The organism is Rhodothermaceae bacterium, assembly GCA_009838195.1.
Lineage (GTDB): Bacteria > Bacteroidota > Rhodothermia > Rhodothermales > Bin80 > Bin80.
Map to the genome: position 1 here is coordinate 66,982 of VXSC01000019.1, position 20,231 is coordinate 87,212.

Below are 20,231 nucleotides of genomic sequence, written 5' to 3' on the forward strand. Positions count from 1 at the left end.
TAGGTACGAACTGTCCGTGGGTGTCTCTACAGCTTACCGGACTCATTCACATGTCAAACCCGGCGCTGACGCAGTCCACAAGTCCAAGTTCTATGTTCGTATATGCAGTATGTGTTCAAACATGTAGTCATTCAAGTCTCGCAGGTATGAGCATATTTTCATTGAATTATCTCACAGGATTGTCGGTGATATACAACAGAATCGTTGTCAACGAAATTGTTGTATAAAACTTGTTTGAAAAGTTTATGGAGCTACAAGAAAATCTTGCTTATTGGTGTTTGAGAGACGACCGTAGGGACGAGAATCAGTTAACCATAATTTGCCGGAAAAGCATCGTATCTACATGGATGGATGAAGTTGAGCGAAGAGCGATTAACAAAGTACTGTCTGGCTGTAACCTCCGCATAGAATTGGCGAGGTATGTTCTGGTGGAATTGGCAATATCCTCATGGACAATCTGATCCTTTGTGAGTCCTAGCTGCAGACCTGCCAATGCAAGCGCTTCATTGCGGAGTGCACGCCCCAAAGAGGCAGCCGGATTGGAGGTTACTTCGGAAGGTGGAAGTTCGGGGAGCCAGAAGAAATAATCATCACCGGTAAAGGTATGAGTGCTCCCATTCATCGTAAAGGTTGCGAGTGGTGTTTCTGGTTTCAGGGGGAGTGCGGCAGTATCATAGGTGTCGTCAAGAGAAACAGAGTTATTCGTGATTCGACCCAGAGCGGCTCGAAGAGATCGTACACCTTCCGCGTTGATTTGCACATTTCGATTTTCCATGAAGGTGCGAACAAAGCGATCTCCTTCCAACCGTCTTTTGCGGATGCGTAACAGGCCTGCGATGCCGCCTTTTCGGTTTTGGAATTCGGACTCTGCTATGACAGGGGTTCTTATCCGATCTTCAACCTTGATAATGTGCCACCCCTGTCGACTACGAACTGGGTCAGAATATTGTCCTACGGATAATGCAAAAGCAGCTTCAGCGAAGGCATCATCCACCTGAAAGTATCGAATTTCTCCAAGCCACCCAGCCGTAGAGTCAAAATATTCGGTTCTGAATGCAACCTGTGCCTCGTCAAGGAAGGGATTTCCAGCCTCCAGTCGTGCATGGGCGGTACGTGCATCGGCTTCATTGCGATAAAAGAGATGACGGACGATCATCGGTTGTTTATACCGGGCGAATGCCTGCCGAATTTCTGTTTCGGTTAGCTGGGGGAGCCGCTCAAGAAATTCAATTTCGTAGTAACGTCCACCGACCGCACGTTTAAGGGATAGTTCGGTGAACTCAGAGAGTAATGAATCAGAGTTCAGATTACGGCGCAGAGCCTCCTCATACCAGAGATGCTCTTCGATGAGTACGTCAAGGTGCTCATAACGGGCTTCAGGGGTATCATTCTGGCCGCTCTGGATTAATGCCTGGACGTAGGAGCGTTCAAAATCTCCAACAGTAATGGCGTGTCCGTCAATGTGGGCTAGAGCTTGATCTCGTTCACTCAAGGGCGAGGAGCATCTGACAAGCAACAGCAAGATCGGGAGGATACCCCAGTACTCAGAAATATACCCGAAAATCCACCACCTGCGTCTGTCCGAGAAGGTCAAATGGCGTGTATGCATAATCAAATCCAAGCCGAACGCCGAAAGTTCGTACATCTATTCCGGCTCCAAACGTCAGATGACTGTCTACATTGTCCAGGAATAGATCTTTGTATCCGCCTCGAAGATCAAAATTAAAGGTTCGGTTATGGACACGCAACTGAGCCCCTGCGTCCCCATTCAGGCTATTATCGTTGCTCTGTTGTATATCGGCCAGAGCAGATAACTCAATCATTCCAGCCTTTACAATCGGCATGGCAATGCCAAACTTAAAGGAGAGGGGCAAATCCCAGGAATCCATTTCGATGTGGGCAGGGATATCAGGATTATTGCCGCTGATCGTTTCATCAATGTCAACAAACACAACGCTGTTGACGCCGGTCATCTGCATTTTTCCACCGAAATTCTGGATTGATGCAGCGATAATCAGTCCACGCAGATAATCAGACTGCAGAACAAATCCAAAGTCGAAGCCAATCGTACTGGCAGTCATATCTCTGATCTGTTGGCGGACATATTTGGCTGTGCCACCAAAGTAGAAGGATTCAGTCAGAGGCTGCGCATACGTGAGTCCTAAGCTAAAATCACTCGCACGAAAAGTTTCGCCCGTGCCCTCAGGGAAGGCGACCGTTCGTACGATCATATCCCCATAGTTCACTGCAGCGACGCTAAGCCCCAGAACACGATCACCATATACAGGCACTACGACGGCTGCGGCGTTGTAGTCAATGTCTGCGAACCAGCGAGAATGTGATAGAAATACACTTCCGGCGGAGTGATTCCCGTAGGAGCGGGCAGCGCCGGCTGGATTCCAGAAAAGCGCATCTGCGCCGGTTGCAATGGCAGTGTAGGCATGCCCGAGCGCCTGTCCACGAGCACCTGTTCCAAGGGTCAGGAAGCTGGCGGCAGTGGTCCCCGTGCGGCTTTGCGCAAGCACGAGATCTGAGCTACAGAAGATCAAGAGCAACGGTAGCACAAATCGGTAGATCACGATGCGGATGATAGGGCTCATTTAATAAGGGCGAATTTGCCCACATGTTCTCCTATACCAGGAGCTTCCACATGGAATACATACACACCAAAGGCAATATCCTGCTGCTCTTCCGTGCGAAGATCCCACCACTCCGCTCCATCGCTCGTCACACCATCGTGATGAAGAGTACGGATCAGTTCCCCCCGGATATTAAAGATGCGAATGGTGCACTGCGGCGGAAGATTGATAAACTGGATCCGCCGCTCACCTCGGCCTTCAATTTGGCTTCTAGGTTCAAACGAAGAGGTGCCTACGTAGGGATTTGGAACCACAGCAATGCGATCAAGCTCGCTGCGTGCCAGATCCGTATCAATCAGCGATGAGCGTAGGGTAAACTGGAAGAAATCTCCCGTAGCAAACGGTTTTTTGCTACTCACATGAAAGGAGTTTCCAGCAGCAGGGGCAACAGAGCTTCCATCGGGAGAATTGAACTTGATCCGGTAACGAAAACGCCAAGGGCCACGACCGGTAGGACGCTCAGCGATAATAGCCTGATCTCCGGCATCAAACACACCGCTGTCATTGGTATCCTGCATAAAGAGTTCAGCAGGCATATTCTTGGTTTTGTTGATGGTGAAGATTGGAACTTCATCTCGCAAATATCCAAAGAATCGTGGTGGTCGATACAGGGAATCGTTCGGGGAAACCCAGATTAGCTGATAGTCGTCCGGCGATGCACGAAACGCTGATGTGGTATCCCGATCCACCGAGGCAATCCAGTTTGTGGAGTATCCATCCAAGGTACGCGGATCCAGATCATAGATTTCATTTTGCGTGCCCTCGTTTGCCAGAAATCCCGTCTGCATCGGGTCCAGTTGGCAACCCAAGGGAGGAGGACATTCGACGTTGTCTATTTCGATAATGAACCCGCCTGCGGGAGGGGTGGCATCAATCATTGGCGACGGGTCGATGAGGTTTTCACCGGAGACAATGTTTACCACCTCATAGGCTCTTGTCTGGTACAGGTCCGAAATATCAGACACGGGTTCGCTAAAGAAAGAAATACGATAGATCCCCTCAAAGTCGGCCTGCGCCTCCTGAATTACCCGTACATTGATGGATCCAGATCCGAGTCCTTCAGTTACGCGGCTTAGATCCTCATTTGCACCACCCTCGACATATCCAACAGGGACAGATCGCGGGACGACGACAGCGGCATTGCGTGAATATCCGGTTAGGCGTCCCGCCTGATTAACACTAACATTGAAGGAGTTTTCTTGGGGATCAATTGACTCTTTCGTCGGATCATTAGGATCCCGGAACCCACGATCATATGCGACCAGTGCATAATAGTAGGTGATTCCGTTGGTTACATTCTCATCGATGTAGTAAAACTGGAGGCCAGTATTGTCTCCCAAATTATAAACGGCTTCGCCTTCTAAGACGGTGACAGGTCCTTGGATATCGTTCTCTAAATCCCACTGAGCAATGGGCTTAAAGAAGGTAGCAGTGCCATCTATGTCCGTAATTGTGCGCGCATCAAAGAGTAGAGGATCCGTGCCTTTATAAAGTTTGAATCCTTCAAAGTCAAACTCTTGGGTAAAGCGGTCGAAGCTTCGGACCGCTATTGTATCCCAACTAAGCACGACGCGCCCATCACCAGGGACCGCGGTCAATGCCGGTAGGAAGGGGGGCTGAGCAAACGTGTAATCAGCATTGAAAATGCTTTGGGCCGTACGACGGTTTTTGAAGAAATCACGCTCATCTTCTCCAAAGATCCAGGCCGTAGAGAAGAAATCTGTCCCCCCCGATTCGAGCCCAATTTCTCCAGAGGAGAAAAGGATGAAGGGCTCAAGGTCCGCCTTAAAGGCTTCAGGTTTCGTTCCCAAGGGAAATTGGGCATAGTTGATGATACGATCCCACATCCACGAGTCGTCGCGTAGATTATCTCCGCTTTCATAAAAGGGGCGAGTCTGTAAATCAAAGCCAGTCAAGCCAACCTGATCAGACTCATCTACATCCAATTCGTCAAAATTAGGCTCCCCAAGAGTGGGGATCCCATCAGCCTCACCATCATCGGGGCCAGGGTAGCCCAGATCAAATGGTCCTTGACCATCTCGGCCTACATCATTGTTGAGTGCCTCGCCGGGATCTAGGATTCCGTTGCCATTTTCATCGGAAAAGCCAACCCAGTCCAAGTTCTCATCCCCAGTCCACCAGCGTCCAGCGATGTACGCCGGTCGCGACTCGATGGGGCCATAATAGGCTTCAAAATCCACCAGATTATACATTGAACTGGCAACCCCCAGGATCTGCTGCTGTCCTTCTACCAGTGTACCGGGACCGTTGAATCTGGACTCATCGGTCATCCCATCTTCGTCGTTGTCCAGTGCATCACTCGCTCGAGCCGGGCTCTCAAGGAATGCAAACCCGGTATACCCTAAGTCATAGTTCCCTCCAGTGGGGCGTGTACCAATCCCATCCTGATCCCAGCCGTATGCAACATCCTGCTGAGGGTCAAAGGCCGCATTTTCGTCACCCTCCTCATTCCCTAGGCCATAATCCATGATTTGTCCCAGATAAAGATCCGTATGGGTTTTATTCGAGACGTTTGTGATCCGGTAGAGGATGAACATGAGATCTTCCGCAAGTACATTGGCCCACTGGAAGAGGCGAACCTGTGTTTGCAGTCCCATTCCCCCGATCGTCGAATCTGCACTGCTTGCATAGAACACACCGTATTCACTGTTTGGTCGTTGCGTTTCGGGGTCAATGGCATACTCTAAATCTGTAAAGTCATCCATCACGTAGAAGCTTTCCAGGTCTGCATTAAAGACATTTCGACCAAAAAAGCCGTTCCAGTTCCCCGGCCAACCGGGGTCATCAGGGTTGTTTAGGCGATCGGGCCAGAACTGGGGCCAGGAAGTCGGGTCATCACTAAGGGCGGGGGTAGGGGTCCGCTGTCCAGTAATTGGGTCCAAGCGATTCTCATTCATGAACCCTGGCAGGGGAGTCCACCCCCAGAGAGAACCGTCCGGGCTTAACCGTTTTCCAAAATCCCGATACGTAAGGATGACTGGATTCAGGATCGTATCGTTTCTGGCTCCTGAGAAAAATTCCGGCCACTTAAGACGTTCCCCTGGAACCTGTCCGGCGACCATGATTCCCACGCCATCAATGTGGCGCCCTCCGATACCTCGCGGCCAAACCCCCCATGGGATGTCATTCCATCGGGCGAGCTCACCGTGATTACGGAAGTTCGTCTCTATCAGATTACCATCCAAGATTCCACGTGCAATCAGAGTCTCATCTCCCCTGAGATCGGGAGGTATATTCTGCCCTTCTGCGATTGGAGGCAGTATACAGAGCAAGCCCAGGCCAAGAAGGATACATTGGATTTTTGAGCACTGCATTAGAAACGGTAGTTGAGTCCAATACTGACTTTACGTGGTGCCCCAAAGTTTCCCTGACGATAAAAGAACTCATCTAGGCTGTTGAGTCCACCTACCTGCGCACCTGTCCGCCGAAAGAGCTCCAGTGTGACCGATTCATCTGCGCGTCCGGTATCTTCGTACACGCCAACCTCCTGGACGGTATCAAAGACATTCTGGGCTTGCAGGAATAATTGCACGTTCGGTCGGATTCCAGGAATGCGGTAGTACATCCGGATATCCGTTCCAAATATGAGTGGTTTGGTTGCGTTATTCTTTTTTGCCGAGCGGATAAACTCTCGCACTGTTGTGTAAGGCGTACCGCTTTGCAAACGATTGATCAGCGTGATTGATAGTCCCGAGATTGGTTCCAAGGTAATCGTATTATTGAGCACATGTCTACGGTCCCAATCCAGTCGGACGAGAGAAAGTATTTCATCCAGGCCGGCCTGTTGGCGACCAAATGCTTCTCCAGGGCTAGAGGACGTGCCTTCCGCGAATTGAAGTGTGTAATCAATGGTCCAGCTCAAGGAGCCTCCGGGGCGCTGGAACAGGGAAAACGTGAGTCCCCGGATTGTGCCGTAATCCCGGTTAATCCACCGGATTACAAAGTCGCCTTGCGGGGTTCGTGAAATTTCCTGTCCTGTCAAGTTCCGCACGTCCTTTGAAAAGACCGTGATCTCCATCCCGATACGACTGGTGAACCCCTGTTGCAGCCCGATCTCAAACGAGAGGGTACGTTCAGGATTGATCCCGGGATTACCAAATGAATTGGACAAGGAAGCGGGGTTGACCTCGTATTCAGGATTTGTGTACAGTAGCCCGAACGAAGGAATCTGGAAGAAGAGCCCTGCCGAAAAACGCATCACACCGGTTTCCGAGATTGGGAATGCCACCCCAAGTCGAGGGCTAAGTTGCATGTCTACTTTTGCAGGCTCCCGGTTGGAGCGTGTGCTCCCTGGACTATCTGGATCGGGGATTTCTTCAAGCTCCCCCTGCCCCCAGTCAATTGGAGACAAATAATCCGGGTCAAAGTAATCAAACCGCAGGCCTGCATTTACAATCAATCCCGTGAATTCCATTTTGTCCTGGATGTACGCGGAGAACTCAACAGGTTTTGCCTGAAGGAGATTATCGGCGAACTGATCAGGGGACGGTTGGGGCAGGTTCCCTGTTCGGAAGGAACGTTCAATGCCAAAGTCACGGTTATCCAAGGTATGAAGACGGGCTTGGACTCCTACCTTGACAAGGTGAACCCGGTTGAGTTGATGGGAGTAATCGGCTACAACCGTATGTGTTGCCGTGAGTTGGTCACTGGTGCCCAGGTCATTGCCGGAGACAGCAAATGCATTGGCCCCCTGTAGAAATCCAAAATCGCTACTCACATAGCGTTCATCGAATGGAGACTCGTACAGATACACATCCGTCTTATCATGCAGATAGCTGTACGATAGATTGGCAAATGCACTGTTGCCGATCGTATAACGTACTCCCAAGATGTGTGTCTGGTTAAAAAAGTGAACGGTGTTTATCCCGTCAGGAGTGTACTTGCGAAAGTGACTGTATGGTTTGAAAGTGCCTGACTGGATAAAAATATTGTAGTCAAACTTCAGCCGGGAGGTCAATGAGTAACCGAGGGTGGCGTTTACAGACACGCGATCCGTGCGGTTACGGGGGACGAAATCGCCATTTCCTGAAGAGGCAATGATCCACGCCTCCGGGGGTAGTCCGGTATTTAGATTTTGGGATGAATCTGATGGCGCAAATAAATTTCGTCCAATAAAGTGCGAGTTGTCCTGCAGATAACGGACAGTGGCTTGGATTCCTAGACGATCACGAAGGATTGGGCCTCCCAGAGACGCCTGGACATCAACCAGGTTCGGTAAGCTGGCTGCTTCGGCATACGAGACCGTGTCTGGAGCAAAGTCGGAGAAGGAGAGTGCCTGTCCAGGGCCCGCGGTTCGTCCGACAAACTCCAAATCGCGATTACTGGCAATCGCGCCAGCATAGGCGAGGAGGGATCCACTCCATTTGTCAGGTACATCTTTCGTGACAATATTCACGACACCGCTGGTCGCCTGGCCATATTCAGCATTAAAGACCCCACTGATGACCTCCAGGCTTTCGACCATGTTCTGTTCAATATCGAACGCGGCATCTTTGCTGAAGGCATTGGTAATGGGAACCCCGTTGACTAGGTAGGTCACTTCGCCAGTTCGTCCTCCTCGGAAGTGCCCGTCGACTACACCTGCTTGCAGGTTGATTGCATCCCGCACATTGGTCACCGGCAATACTTCAAGTTGTTCGGCATCAATCACAGATGTGGTTGTTGTCCGGTCCATCTCCACAATCGGGCGCTCTGCCACCACAATAACCTCTTCTCCCTCAATGGTCTCCTCACGAAGCTCAAAATTTACGGTGGTAGTTTGGTCCTGTACCACGCGTACATTTTGCGTGATCACGGTCGCGAAACCGACGAAGGATGCCCGAACACTGTAGGTTCCTGGAGGGACGTTCAGGATATGATAATATCCATCTGCATCGGTTACTCCCCCGATTGAGGTTCCTACGATGACCACGTTCACCCCAGGCAGCGCCAAGTCTGTCCCTGCTTCGAGGACTCTGCCGGCAATCTTCCCGGTCGGGCCATCGGTGGGGTGGGCAGATAAACTTCCCACCCCACCGATAGAAAGCAAGAATAGGATCACGCAGAATCCAGCATGCTTGCGTCCCGATAATGTTTGCATTATTTGATCAGGACCATACGTTGGGTCATTAGTACCGACGATCCTGTTTCAAGTCTATAGAAGTAAATACCGGATGCCAGCCCTTCGGCATTGAACTGGACCGTGTGTTTACCTGCCATGTGTGGTTTTCGATCTAACAGCGTTGCCACGGTCCGCCCCATTGCATCAAACACGCGCAGGGTTACGCTTTCGGAAGCGGGAAGTGAGAATTGGATTGAGGTGCTGGGATTAAACGGATTCGGATAATTCTGATCCAGAACAATCTCACCTGGCAGTTCTTCAACTTCAACATTCACTCCAGTTTCCATTGTTCGACCGACGAGTGCTACAGCCGGCCACTGTGCTGGCGTATTCCACCACTGCCCGTCTGCATTTGCCTTCGTTGACCATTGAATCTGATTATCACGGTTCCCTCCGTCCCCATCATTCAGCACGAAGTTGAAGGGGAAATAGCCAATTTCATCGCCGGTAGGCAAGGGAACGACTGCATCCATGTCATCAACACTTTGAATCTGATCCATGGGGAACAGGGAAAGAATTTTGTAGCCAACAACCCCGCCATTTTCATCCGTGAGTTGATCGTAGATTGCTCCTCCTCCTTGCGGGATTGCATCAATACTGAAGCCGACAAATGCATATGCTTCCGTACCTGCCTTGGTCCCGTCTCCCTGCCCACCGATACGGAACTGGTAGTCGGCGAATTCCCCACGCGTTGTAGCTCGTTCACGCAGATCCCGATCAGGAGGAGAACCGGTAAAGATCCCACCACCAGGTATATCTCTTAAATCATAGTTACCCCAGCCAAACTCAATACTGTCATGTTCCCAGCCGTCGCCAGGATTGCCACCAGACGCCTGCAACGAGATTTCATCATCCGTCACCTCCACATATAGATAAAGTTCGGGGGGATCTGCATTGTAGCCTGCCCAAAGCTTGCCACTGAGGTCTTCATCCTCGCTCAATCGCCCACCATCCCCAGGTTTCGAATGTGCCATGTTGAGTTCAAAGGGCATATATCCTTCTGGGAACCCATCTACTACAATATTCTCGAATGAGTCATCAAAAAGTAGATCACTCAGGTTGTCGACCTCGTCCATGGTTAACTCGGCAATGTAAGGCTGGACAGTAAGGTTTTCATTTGCGACACTGGCCGTGCTCGTGGAGACGTCCTCGTTCTCAACCCCCGAATCATTAAGCGTGGTGACTGCGTAATTAAGTGTAAGCGGCCCAAGGGATGAATGAGGAAGCTCAAACCTGTGAGCAGTTGAGGTAACATCGCCACCGACTTGGGCCACAAGTCCCACACCGGTTACCCCGATATCCGTGATTTCTTCTAGGCTATAATAAACCCTGTAAGCACTGGCGCCGTCGACACTCGCCCAGGAAACTGTGTTACTATCGGCTGTAGCCACAGCAGAAACTCCCGCAGCTGGTGGTGGTGGTGCGGTTTGGTCGGAGAGGTCCAGATCCACAGCCCCGATGTAGACATCGTCCAAATAAATATTTCCCCCACCATCATTGTTGTCAAAGTGGACTCCGAGGTTCTGAACGTTCGTCCACTCAAATTCTTGCCATAGATCGGGGTTGTCTGAGGTATTGGGTCCTAATTCGTCAGAAACGCCAACCCCGAATTGCCCGTTAGACCATGCACCGGCATATTTCCACAGGCTATCCAAGCCATCAAGCTCTCCAGCAGCTTTGGCATCTTCCAGTTCGGCATACGTGGGTGGGGGAAGAGGCACAGAGATTGTATGCCATTGGCCGTCACGCATGCTTTCAGGGATGCGCCAGACTAGGCGAAAGGGCAGGTCAGCCGATCCGTCGTTCGCGCCACTACCATCGGTTTTATCCTCCATCAATAATTGAACTCTAGGTTTTCCCGCATTCACGGGGTCAACCCAAATTCGGGCGTGGAGAACATCTCCGTCCATCCGATTTTGTGACATATCTACGCCCACATCTGCCGCAAACTGGAACTTCTGGAATGACCAGGTATCTTGCACGTATTGGTGAAGCGTTATTTTATTTGTGGGGTCGCTCGGATCGTCTACGACCTCACCATTAAATTCTGGAATCATCGTGTTGACTCCGTTGACAAAAAAGATGAAGTCATCTCCGAGAGGTGGGCCTGGATCACCAGGCTCAGCTGGGGGATGGAGTTCCAGATCCGCGGCCCCGATGTAGACATCATCGATATAAATCGTATTTCCGCCTTGGCTGTTGTCAAATTGTACCCCAAGGGTCTGAACGTTCGTCCACTCAAATTCTTCCCACAGGTCGGGACGCTCTTCAGTGTTAGGGCCCAATCTATCACTAATTCCGACTCCAAAGTTTCCCGGAACGGAGTACGCACCGGCGTAGAACCACAAGCTATCCAGGCCATCCAGTTCCCCGGCTGCTCTGGCGGCTTCCAGCTCGTCGTATGTAGCGGGTGGGAGTGGTACAGAGATCGTGTGCCACTGGCCGTCACGCATGCTCTCGGGGATGTGCCAGACCAAGCGGAACGGCAGATCTGCTGATCCGTCATCTGCGCTGTCTCCATCGGTTTTGTCTTCAAACATAAAATGAACTCTCCCCTTACCAGCATTTTCGGGGTGAACCCAGAATCGGGCATGAAAGACATCCCCATCCTCCCGATTTTGTGAGATATCAACGCCTACTTCAGGTACCCAACGGAACGCGTTGAACGTCCAGCTTCCGTACGTAAACTCAATGACCTTATTTGTGGCGTCCGCAGGATCGTCAACAACCATGAGATCGTGTGCTGGGACCATCGTGCTGATTTCGTCGACAAAGAAAATGAAGTCGTCTCCTAGCGGTGGACCAGCTTGACCCTGCACATTTGTGACTCCTACAAGCACAAGTGCGAGGGTTAATAATGGAGTAAGTGTGTGTTTCATGGGGCTCCCAATGTTAGGTGAAATAAAAGATTCCGGACTATGGCAGGTTGCCAGTAAATTTACGAGGCATGCCCGCAGCATTTCCGGAAAGAGCGAATATACGAAAAGGTTTTCATAAATACCTAATGGGGCGACTTATCTGGCCGAATTGTAATTTCAGAAATCAAGTCAGGTCACGGCCCATTTCCCGGGTCATTAGTCGGATACGGCTTCATTAGAGTCTGCCCAAACGATCCTTAGTCGCGAGTCGGTTCGGGTCGAATAATTAGGGGATCTACCTGGGAGGCCCATTCTTCATTGTGAAGGGTCGGGCGGCGTTTGTCCCAGGAATTGCCGTACGGCCGGATGATCAGGGTTGATCCGAGCGGCTTGCTGCAAGGCGTTTGTTGCCGGGGTAGTACGGTTTGTTTTTCCGTACACGGTCGCTAAGCCCAGCCACGCAATTACATAGCTTGAATCCGCAGCTAAAATCCGCAGTAACCTTTCTTCAGCATTCGCAAGATTTCCAATGTCTGTCTCCAGTGTGGCGATGTGGAATTGTAGGTCCAGGTTCTCCGGGCGTAGTGCCTTTGCAATGAAGTATCTTTTTAGCGACTCTTCTAGATGACCGGAGCGGCGAAGTGCGGTGGCATAGTCCACTTGTGCCTGAAAATTTGTTGGTTGCGTCTCTGCCGTGTTTGCCAATTGCCCCCGCCTTTGCTCAATCTCCCGGAGCGAGTCCGCCTCTGAAAGGAATTTGGCCGACTGCTCCATGAACCCGGACTGTTGCAGTGCCTGGCCCAGGAGGAACCGGGGTTCGGCAAGGTGTGGGTATTCTGTGATAATGGGCTGCAAAAGTGCAGTAGCTTCGTCCGAATGACCGAGTCGCAATAATAGCCGTCCCTGTCGGAGCCGATCTGGAAGATGATTAGGGCGGATTGTGAGGGCAATCCTGGTTCGGTCCAGGGCCTCGGGATAGTGTCCCTGCTCTTCCAGCAAATCAGCAATGCTAGTGTGCACAGGTCCGTACAAAGAGTCTAATCGAATTGCTTGATCGAACGCCGCCGCCGCGCTGTCGGGCAGCGACAAAGCATTATACACTGCTCCCGCAGCATGCCAGGAGTTTGCAGAAGTACGGCTCTCGGTAGCCTGAATAAATTGCGTAAGAGCACTCCGGTATTGTCTCTGGAAATAATAGATGTTCCCAAGGTTGTGCCGAACACCAGGGTAATCAGGTTCAAGGTCAACAACGGCCAGATACGCAGCTTCCGCATGGTCCCACTGCTCAAGTTCGAAATATACCCGTCCACGAAGGAAGTATGCATCAGAGGAATTACTGTTGTGTGCTAGCGCGCTGTCAGCGAATTTCAGGGCTCCGGTATAGTCGCCAGCCTGGAATGCCTCATTGCCTCGGAGAATAAATTGAGTGACGTCCGGTTGCCTGTCGGAAGAGGTACAGCCAGTGAACATCAGCAAGAGGGACAATGCTAAAACTCTCATAAATCTGTCTCCCGTAACTCAAGGGTTTGGTTGGCAGGAATATTCGTGCGTTGTGTCACAATGCCACTCGGCCAGAATACGGTGAGCGTATCAACATGTTGGACGTTTCCAAGTCCAATCGTCACTGCCATTTCGGACTGAGAAGCGTAGCTGTGTCCTGCCCGAATTCGACGGAATTGTTTTTGCGATCCCGTTTGGAGAGTAATCGTTGCATCCACGGACAGACCATTCAGCTGGATACGTAGGTAGTTTGCCTCGGGAGGGAGGTCATTGCGAAATAACCGGGCTCCTCCATTGTTTTCCGTGATCAAAACGTCAATATCCCCATCATGATCAATATCTGCAGTGAGAGCACCTCGTCCAACCATGGGGAGCGTCAATCCAAGTCTTTGGGATTCGTCCGCGAACATACCGTGACCGTCATTCAGGAAAAGTTGGGGGAGCTGCTTGTAACTTGCAATGTCACTCCGCTCACTGGCCTGTGGGTTGATATGGCCGTTAGCGGCCAATAGATCCAGGTCACCGTCTAAATCGGCATCAAATAAAACCATGCCGAAGGTGAGTGCCGGAAGACTTAAGGGGCCGATTCTACTCCTAGGGCCTCGCTCTTCAAAGAATCCTGACGGGGTACGCCGGTAGACTCCATTCATTTGATCTTCAAAGTGCCCAATAAAAATAGTCGGTTCTCCTGTAGAATCCACGACACCTGCATCGATTCCCATTCCCGCGCGGGCACGGCCGCGGGGATCCAATGCCATCCCTCGAGAAAGCCCAACCTCTTCGAAAGAGCCGTCCTGAAGATTCAGAAATAGCTGATCGGGATCTGTGTCGTTTGCGGCGACAATGTCAGGCCAATGATCCCGATTCACATCCATCGTGACGACGCCTAACGTCTTTCCAGATCCCGAAAGCCCAGAGGCTTGGGTATGTTCAATGAACGTCCCGTCGCCGCGGTTGAGGTAGAAGCGTGCGGGAGTACCCGTATAGAGCTCCGGGGTACAGTAGCGTTTTTGCACCCCATCACTGGTACAAACCAAGTCAGTGTCTATCGACCAGTCAACGTACCCGGTTACATACAAGTCCAGCCATCCATCCCGGTTGGCATCCAGAAAGATTGCTGATACGTTCCATTCTGGCGGCGCATCCAGGCCGGATTCAAGTGTTGCGTCGCGAAAACTATCCCCTACATTGACCAGCAGATAATTCTTTTCAAGGGTTGTAAGGTATAGATCTTCATCCCCATCACGATCAATGTCCCCCGAGATGATCCCCATCCCGTAGCCATTAACCAGCGAAAGATTCATTTCTTCGGTCACATCTCGAAAGTGGCCATCGCCGGTGCCTTGGTACAACCAGAGTCCTCGGCTAGTGGAATCGTTCCAGGCTGATCCCCCCACAAGGGCAAGATCAATATGGCCGTCCTGGTTGTAGTCTAGAAATGCCCCTCCGGCGCCGATCGTTTCTGGCAGGTACCAATCTCCTTCTGCGCCATTGACATGTTTGAATTCGCTGAGCCCAGCCTGTTGTGTGATTTCAACGAATTTCCACTCCGGTTCCGGAGAAGCACAACTTGCATACAGAGATGCCGAAAATACAAGTAAGTAGATCAAGCGTTCTTGTCTGTGCATGACTGGCAATCGAAGCAATCAGGCAGATGATCTCCTTTGAGTAGTTCCTGCGTAAGAGTTGACGGGAGCCTTCCGTGAGTTCTTTATTGTGGAACCCAATTGGTCGAATGGACGAAATCTCCACACGCGGCCTAGATCAGTATTTCTTTGAAGAAGATTCTCTGACGATCAGTTCTAATTCAGCGGGTTTTTCGGGACTTTCATACGGCGACTCATTTGAGAGTTGGTTCACCAGAAGCTCGACTGCATTCGCAGCTAACTGTCCAATCGGGACATTTACCGTTGTGAGCGACGGGGTCGAAAAATGAGCGCTTCTTGTTCCGTCAAAGCCAGTCACTGCGATCTCATCCGGTACGCTGATTCCATTTTCTAGGAGAGCCCGCATGGCACCAAGTGCGCTCAGATCATTGGCTGCCACAATCACGGTGGGGCGTGGGGATGAATTGAGAATTTTCTGCCCATTCTTGTACCCACACTCAAATGAAAAATCACCGGAATAAGGCATCACCTTGAGTCCGTCCGGGACGGTTTCGAGAAACCCTTGTTGTCGTTCCTGCGCATCAAATGCATCGCTCGGTCCCCCAATATATGCAGCGCGTTTATGACCGCGGTCAGCAATATGCCGAGCTATTTTCACCATACCATCACGGTTATTAAAGTTCACCGAGAGCATTCCTGGTGTGGTTGAGTGTGTGTTTAGAAAAACGACGGGAACTGACGAACCAGTCAATGTGAGCACCCGCTCTGCCGAAAGCTCTGGGGCCATGATAACCAGTCCGTCAACTCGCTTGTACATTCCTTGAAGCGCGGCAATGAAATCATGCTCCAACCGTCTTGATGCACTGACCATCAACAAATATTCATGTTGTTTGATGCCTTCATCAAGGCCACTTAACAAGTCGGCAAAAAACTCCCCCGTAATGTGCGGTAAGATGGCTCCGATTGTGCCAGTAGCCTGTCCTAGAAGGCTTCGAGCCGCTGGGTTGGGAGTAAACTGCAGATCCTTGACGGCTTGCAGCACACGCCTACGTTTATCTTCACTGACGGGAGCAGAATTATTGAGTACACGAGATACGGTGGAGATAGATACATTAGCACGGCGTGCTACATCATGAACAGTCGGGTCCATCAAAAGCAAGAAATAAGAAACAAAGGGTAATGATACCTCAAACTGTGTGAATTAACGGAATTCATGGCACAAAGCCCTCAGGTTGTTTCAGGAAATCATATAATCATTGCAACCATAATGAGCCATTTGGGAAAACAGTCAGGTCAGATAACTAGTTGCAGAACGGACGCGGTGCCCAAAGGGCTTGGTCGCCGTCAAAGATAGTGAATCGTCAAAACGGCTACAGGTTGAGAAATAGTTCAAAATAAAGTAGTGGGTATGGCACGAATCCTAGCCATAAGGTCAGGTAGTTCTCACGGACCAATTTAGGGGAATTTCCCGGGATAATAAGGATCCTTGTGGGGTAGAGTCTGGCTGGCTAAGGTTGTCAGGGACGAAAAGTCAGGTGACAATCAATGTCCGATTGTGCACCAGGAACTGGAAGTGCTGACGGGGTTGGCCCTGCCGCGATTAGCCCAGTTTGCTTACTTTTATCGGAGAAATCTGATTGGAATACGATAGACACCGCAGCTACCTGAGCCAGTCAGCGTCAGTGCAGGTAATCGTACGGAAAGTGGATCCGGTAATGCTTGTTTGGACATGAGAACGGCTGTATTCAAAGCCTTGGCAATACTAATGCCACTGGTGCTTCTGGTAGTAGTGGAGGGAGTCGTCCGTCTTTTCGGAACAGATCCTTTTCTCATTCCTGTTCCGGGAGAATCAGAGTATCAGACTGTAAATCCTGCCTATGCGAGTCGTTATTTTCGGGGCTTCGTCCCTCAAGTTGCCTATAATCCTTTTCTGAAGGAGAAGCCCGACTCCGTTCTTCGGATTGTAACTCTGGGTGGATCGTCCACTGCCGGCTATCCGTATCCGTTTAATTCTGGATTTCCAGAGAGAGTTGCAGCAAGGCTGCGCTCAATTGAGCCAACCCGTCAGGTGGAAATGATCAACCTCGGGATGACTGCGCTTAGCAGTCATGTCCTCCGAGATATTACTCCTCATGTTCTCCAGATGAAGCCGGACATCGTCCTGATTTATGCGGGGCACAATGAATACTACGGAGCATACGGAGCCGGCGGTCCGAATCGAAGGCGAATACTTACGCGTACGCTTTTCTGGTTCAAGAAAAGTGTGCTGTTCCGAAGGTTTGAGCGGATTATTTCACCCCCTAACGAGTCGAACCGAACGATGATGGCACAGTCTACGACAGACGTCGCCATTACCCGGGACGGTCCGGTATACGCTGCCGGGATAGAGAACTTTGAAAAAAATTTGGCAGCAATCCTTCGATCACTGGATCGAGCCGGGATCCAGACCTATGTCGGCACATTGGTTTCAAACCTTCGCGGCCAGCCACCCCTGGGAGTCAATTCAATTGCTAACGAGGCATGGGAGCACGGCCAAGAGAGTTGGGTGCTCGGGGATACGACTGCAGCGATGGAAGCTTTCGTAGAGGCCAAGGAATATGATCCCATTCGGTTTCGAGCTCCAGAGGCAATGAACCAGGTGATCAATCGTCTGGCATTGGATCACGGTGTGATTAAAGTCGATACGGAGTCATTCTTTGCGGATCAGGTCAGCGACTCTCTGTTCACCGACCATCTTCATCCGACCGCATTTGGGTATGATCTGATCGCGAAGGCTTTCATCCGTGCCATGGAGGAGAATGTGAACGTCCAGGGCTTGGATTTGGGTGCCCGAGATCCATCCCCATTGGATGCTGCGTATGCCAGATTACTGATCGCCAGGCTCCGTTTAGGCTTTCCGTTCAGAGAAGGGCTCACAGAGGAGGAGGAAATGCGCCAGTTTGAGCAGATCTTGGAGATTCATCGGGAATCGGGAAGCGCTGCAGATTCGTTGGCAGCGCTGGCCGTTACCATCCAACTGCCCATCTACGAAGCACTCCTAGAAGCCAGAACACGTAACCTTGCAATTCTGGATACGGCTCAGGCACTGGCCCATACACGCTCACTTCTGTACTGGCAGCCCTTTAATGAACGCATGCACGTACAGGCTGCAGATCTTGCTTCGAGACAATCAAGCAACTTGGCTGGGGAGGTGATGCAGCTAGTGGTAGCGAGGCAGCCATCGGAGATCAATTTGAATATACTGGCAGCATTACGGCTGCGGCAGGGAGCGTTCAGGGCTGCGGGGATCCTGTTGCATCAGATTGAATCTTCTTACCCGGAATCGCCGGTGATGCTTTACAATATGGCTCGCTATTTGGTCCTGACGGGGGATACCTTGAATGCAGAGGTTTATTTCCGAAGGTATCAGAGAGCGGCACAGTCAGGTCGTTGATTTATCTGGGGTTGATCTTGTGGTTGTTGCCCCGAATTACTTTCACCTGTTTCGACTGACCCTTTCTACGACCCTAAGAGTTGGTCAATGACCTTTTGGCCACGCACCGGATAGGTGTCCGGTACATGATATCGCATAAACGTGGTGACCAGTGTATGGAGTTCTTTACGCTGAGCGGCGGTGAGTTTTAGGCGTAAAATAATGTCAAAGTCAGCACGATGCAGAATCGCAAAGGCTCTCAGTACGCTTCTGGAAGCAAATAATGTGGACAGATCATCTATTGCCTGACTTGTGATCGTGCCATTCTCCAGTAATAGGTATCCTCCTGACTCGGCAATTTCCTCGACCGACTCCCGGCTAAAAGCAGGTGCAAAACCTAGCAATTCCATCAATTGAATCTGGAAATACAGTTTCAACAAAACGGCATCCACGTCCGGACTGTCCAAGGCGTTCATGACTCGGACGAGAAGGTCGAAAATTTCAGGAGAATTTTGGCCTTCTTCGGTGAGCGACAGTACGAGCTCACAGATGCGCTGCCCAATAGCCACTTTCGTTAAATCACTGGTGATTTCGTTGTAAACCCTCACATGTGAGCAGTCTGACAGGATTTGAATAGATCGTGTGGGACGGGTGTAAATGACGGCTTGGACATGTGAAAGTAGCTGAAGGGTTGCCCCAAAGCGGCTCTTGATTGATTGGGCTCCATGCGCAATGAGCGTCAGTTTCCCAAGCGTCCTCGTGTATAACGTGGCAAGTCGGGAAGTTTCCTTGTAGGGGACCGATCGCAGTACAATGCCCTCAGTACGAACCAGCATGGCTATCCTGAAAGACTGATTCCTCTCAATGTACACATATACCTGAAGTTGTCCATCTTTCTTAGTTGCGTTTGCATACGCCAGAAAATCCCCGCTCTCACGGTGCACGACAGGGTTGTGTTAAAGATCTCGTACACGAACCGGGTAGGACCGAATCCCCAGGTTAAAGCAATGAGTCACACATTGAGTGTAAACTCAGAGAGATTATCATCTGGGGTGATAAATTCAATCACTGCTGCGAATCAGAAAAAATATTTCATTCCGAAGCTCAGCACCACAGCGGAGAAATCGTCAGAACTCATTATTCCATCGACGGGTTCGCTCCCGTCTCTACGCAGATTCGGGACGTGGCTCCGCAGTGGGTCCCAGACAATTGTTCCACTGAATTCCTGTGACAACAACAAGCGAGCCCGAAAGTCAAACGCGACGCGTTCATGTACAAAATATTCCGCACCAGCAATCGCCTGGAACGCAAGTAGAGTATTTTCCATTGTAACATGTCCACTGCTGGCCACACCTGCCAGATTCCGAGCAATCTCCTCAGCATTGGGCTGGTCCCGTCCGGTACGAATATCGTCAGGGTTTGGGCTTCTTGACCAGACGCTTCCATAGTCAACCTTGGTATTCGCAAACCCAATCCCCACTCCCAAGTAAGGCAAAATGGGCCCGTCAATCATATTCAGATCAAAATGCACGTTTGCCATGAGCCCGAGCGTTGACACCGTTCCTAGCCATTCCTCAGCAATAAAAAGCTCATTGTTGAGCTTGTCCAAATTTACACCCGCTGCTGAGACGACAGGAGATCGCTCTCCATAGTTACTGATCCGTACAAGGTACTCCAATTCTGCGCGAACAAGGGAAGAAAGACGATATCCTACAAAGGCACTGCCAAAAGCTCCCCAGGTGGCATCAAATGGTACAGACCAATTGTCGCCTTCCCCACGATTAGGGACGGTGCACTCAGGCAATAGGGCATACAGCGGGTTAATGAATTCATCACAGATACTGCTGCGGTCGTTACTATCTCCTATCACCGTAACATTGGGAGACCAGGACGGTCCGGCAGAACCGCCAATATAAAATTTTGCGGTCTGCTGCGCCCACGAAGTTGCGGTTAACATAAGGGAGATTACGAAGAATGACGTTCCCCAATACACGATCCTTTTTCCGTAATTCATTGAAGTCTCAAAAAATGGTTATAGACACATAATACAACGGAGAATCCGAATAATTTGTGCCTTTTGAAAAGTACTGTTTT

11 protein-coding genes are annotated in these 20,231 nt (G+C 50.7%); 1 reads left to right on the plus strand and 10 read right to left on the minus strand.

Going from position 1 to position 20,231, the window contains the following annotated elements:
- Positions 1 to 304: 304 nt before the first annotated feature.
- From F4Y64_04470 to F4Y64_04505, 8 genes are all read right to left on the minus strand, one after another.
- Entirely contained in the window at positions 305 to 1,645 is a 1,341-nt protein-coding gene (locus F4Y64_04470) for a peptidylprolyl isomerase (GenBank protein ID MXX96854.1), read from the minus strand.
- Positions 1,545 to 2,600: a PorV/PorQ family protein gene (locus F4Y64_04475; protein ID MXX96855.1), complete on the minus strand. Its 1,056-nt coding sequence runs from the start codon at positions 2,598 to 2,600 to the stop codon at positions 1,545 to 1,547. Before F4Y64_04475 ends, F4Y64_04470 begins: the two co-directional genes overlap by 101 nt.
- Positions 2,597 to 5,974, minus strand: coding sequence for a hypothetical protein (locus F4Y64_04480; protein MXX96856.1), 3,378 nt, complete (start codon positions 5,972 to 5,974; stop codon positions 2,597 to 2,599). The genes F4Y64_04475 and F4Y64_04480 overlap by 4 nt, the downstream gene beginning before the upstream one ends.
- A complete protein-coding gene (locus F4Y64_04485; GenBank protein MXX96857.1) occupies positions 5,974 to 8,739 on the minus strand; it encodes a TonB-dependent receptor in 2,766 nt (921 codons plus the stop codon). Before F4Y64_04485 ends, F4Y64_04480 begins: the two co-directional genes overlap by 1 nt.
- Positions 8,739 to 11,720, minus strand: coding sequence for a T9SS type A sorting domain-containing protein (locus tag F4Y64_04490; protein ID MXX96858.1), 2,982 nt, complete (start codon positions 11,718 to 11,720; stop codon positions 8,739 to 8,741). The genes F4Y64_04485 and F4Y64_04490 overlap by 1 nt, the downstream gene beginning before the upstream one ends.
- A 213-nt stretch (positions 11,721 to 11,933) precedes the next feature.
- Positions 11,934 to 13,118, minus strand: a complete 1,185-nt coding sequence (locus F4Y64_04495; GenBank protein ID MXX96859.1) for a tetratricopeptide repeat protein — start codon at positions 13,116 to 13,118, stop codon at positions 11,934 to 11,936.
- Positions 13,115 to 14,746 carry a CRTAC1 family protein gene (locus F4Y64_04500; GenBank protein ID MXX96860.1) on the minus strand — a complete coding sequence of 544 codons (1,632 nt, stop codon included), beginning with the start codon at positions 14,744 to 14,746 and terminating at the stop codon, positions 13,115 to 13,117. The genes F4Y64_04495 and F4Y64_04500 overlap by 4 nt, the downstream gene beginning before the upstream one ends.
- A 136-nt stretch (positions 14,747 to 14,882) precedes the next feature.
- Positions 14,883 to 15,875, minus strand: coding sequence for a LacI family transcriptional regulator (locus F4Y64_04505; GenBank protein ID MXX96861.1), 993 nt, complete (start codon positions 15,873 to 15,875; stop codon positions 14,883 to 14,885).
- A 579-nt stretch (positions 15,876 to 16,454) separates the two neighbouring features.
- On the opposite strand from F4Y64_04505, the gene F4Y64_04510 reads away from it, so the two are divergent.
- On the plus strand, positions 16,455 to 18,158 hold the full coding sequence (locus F4Y64_04510; protein MXX96862.1) for an SGNH/GDSL hydrolase family protein: 1,704 nt from the start codon (positions 16,455 to 16,457) through the stop codon (positions 18,156 to 18,158).
- Positions 18,159 to 18,223: 65 nt separating this feature from the next.
- On the opposite strand, the gene recO is transcribed toward F4Y64_04510, so the two are convergent.
- Together recO and F4Y64_04520 are read right to left on the minus strand one after the other, a co-directional pair.
- Positions 18,224 to 19,081 carry a DNA repair protein RecO gene (recO, locus tag F4Y64_04515; protein ID MXX96863.1) on the minus strand — a complete coding sequence of 286 codons (858 nt, stop codon included), beginning with the start codon at positions 19,079 to 19,081 and terminating at the stop codon, positions 18,224 to 18,226.
- Between the two features lie 134 nt (positions 19,082 to 19,215).
- The gene (locus tag F4Y64_04520) at positions 19,216 to 20,151 is read right to left on the minus strand and encodes an outer membrane beta-barrel protein (protein MXX96864.1); all 936 of its coding nucleotides are present in this window, start codon (positions 20,149 to 20,151) and stop codon (positions 19,216 to 19,218) included.
- Positions 20,152 to 20,231: the final 80 nt, after the last annotated feature.

Coding starts and splice junctions, on each gene's coding strand:
- F4Y64_04470 (MXX96854.1), bottom strand. CDS start 1,645: ATGTACGAACTTTCGGCGTTCGGCTTGGATTTGATTATGCATACACGC.
- F4Y64_04495 (MXX96859.1), bottom strand. CDS start 13,118: ATGAGAGTTTTAGCATTGTCCCTCTTGCTGATGTTCACTGGCTGTACC.
- F4Y64_04510 (MXX96862.1), top strand. CDS start 16,455: ATGAGAACGGCTGTATTCAAAGCCTTGGCAATACTAATGCCACTGGTG.
- F4Y64_04480 (MXX96856.1), bottom strand. CDS start 5,974: ATGCAGTGCTCAAAAATCCAATGTATCCTTCTTGGCCTGGGCTTGCTC.
- F4Y64_04500 (MXX96860.1), bottom strand. CDS start 14,746: ATGCACAGACAAGAACGCTTGATCTACTTACTTGTATTTTCGGCATCT.
- F4Y64_04490 (MXX96858.1), bottom strand. CDS start 11,720: ATGCTGCGGGCATGCCTCGTAAATTTACTGGCAACCTGCCATAGTCCG.
- F4Y64_04520 (MXX96864.1), bottom strand. CDS start 20,151: ATGAATTACGGAAAAAGGATCGTGTATTGGGGAACGTCATTCTTCGTA.
- F4Y64_04485 (MXX96857.1), bottom strand. CDS start 8,739: ATGCAAACATTATCGGGACGCAAGCATGCTGGATTCTGCGTGATCCTA.
- F4Y64_04505 (MXX96861.1), bottom strand. CDS start 15,875: ATGGACCCGACTGTTCATGATGTAGCACGCCGTGCTAATGTATCTATC.
- F4Y64_04475 (MXX96855.1), bottom strand. CDS start 2,600: ATGAGCCCTATCATCCGCATCGTGATCTACCGATTTGTGCTACCGTTG.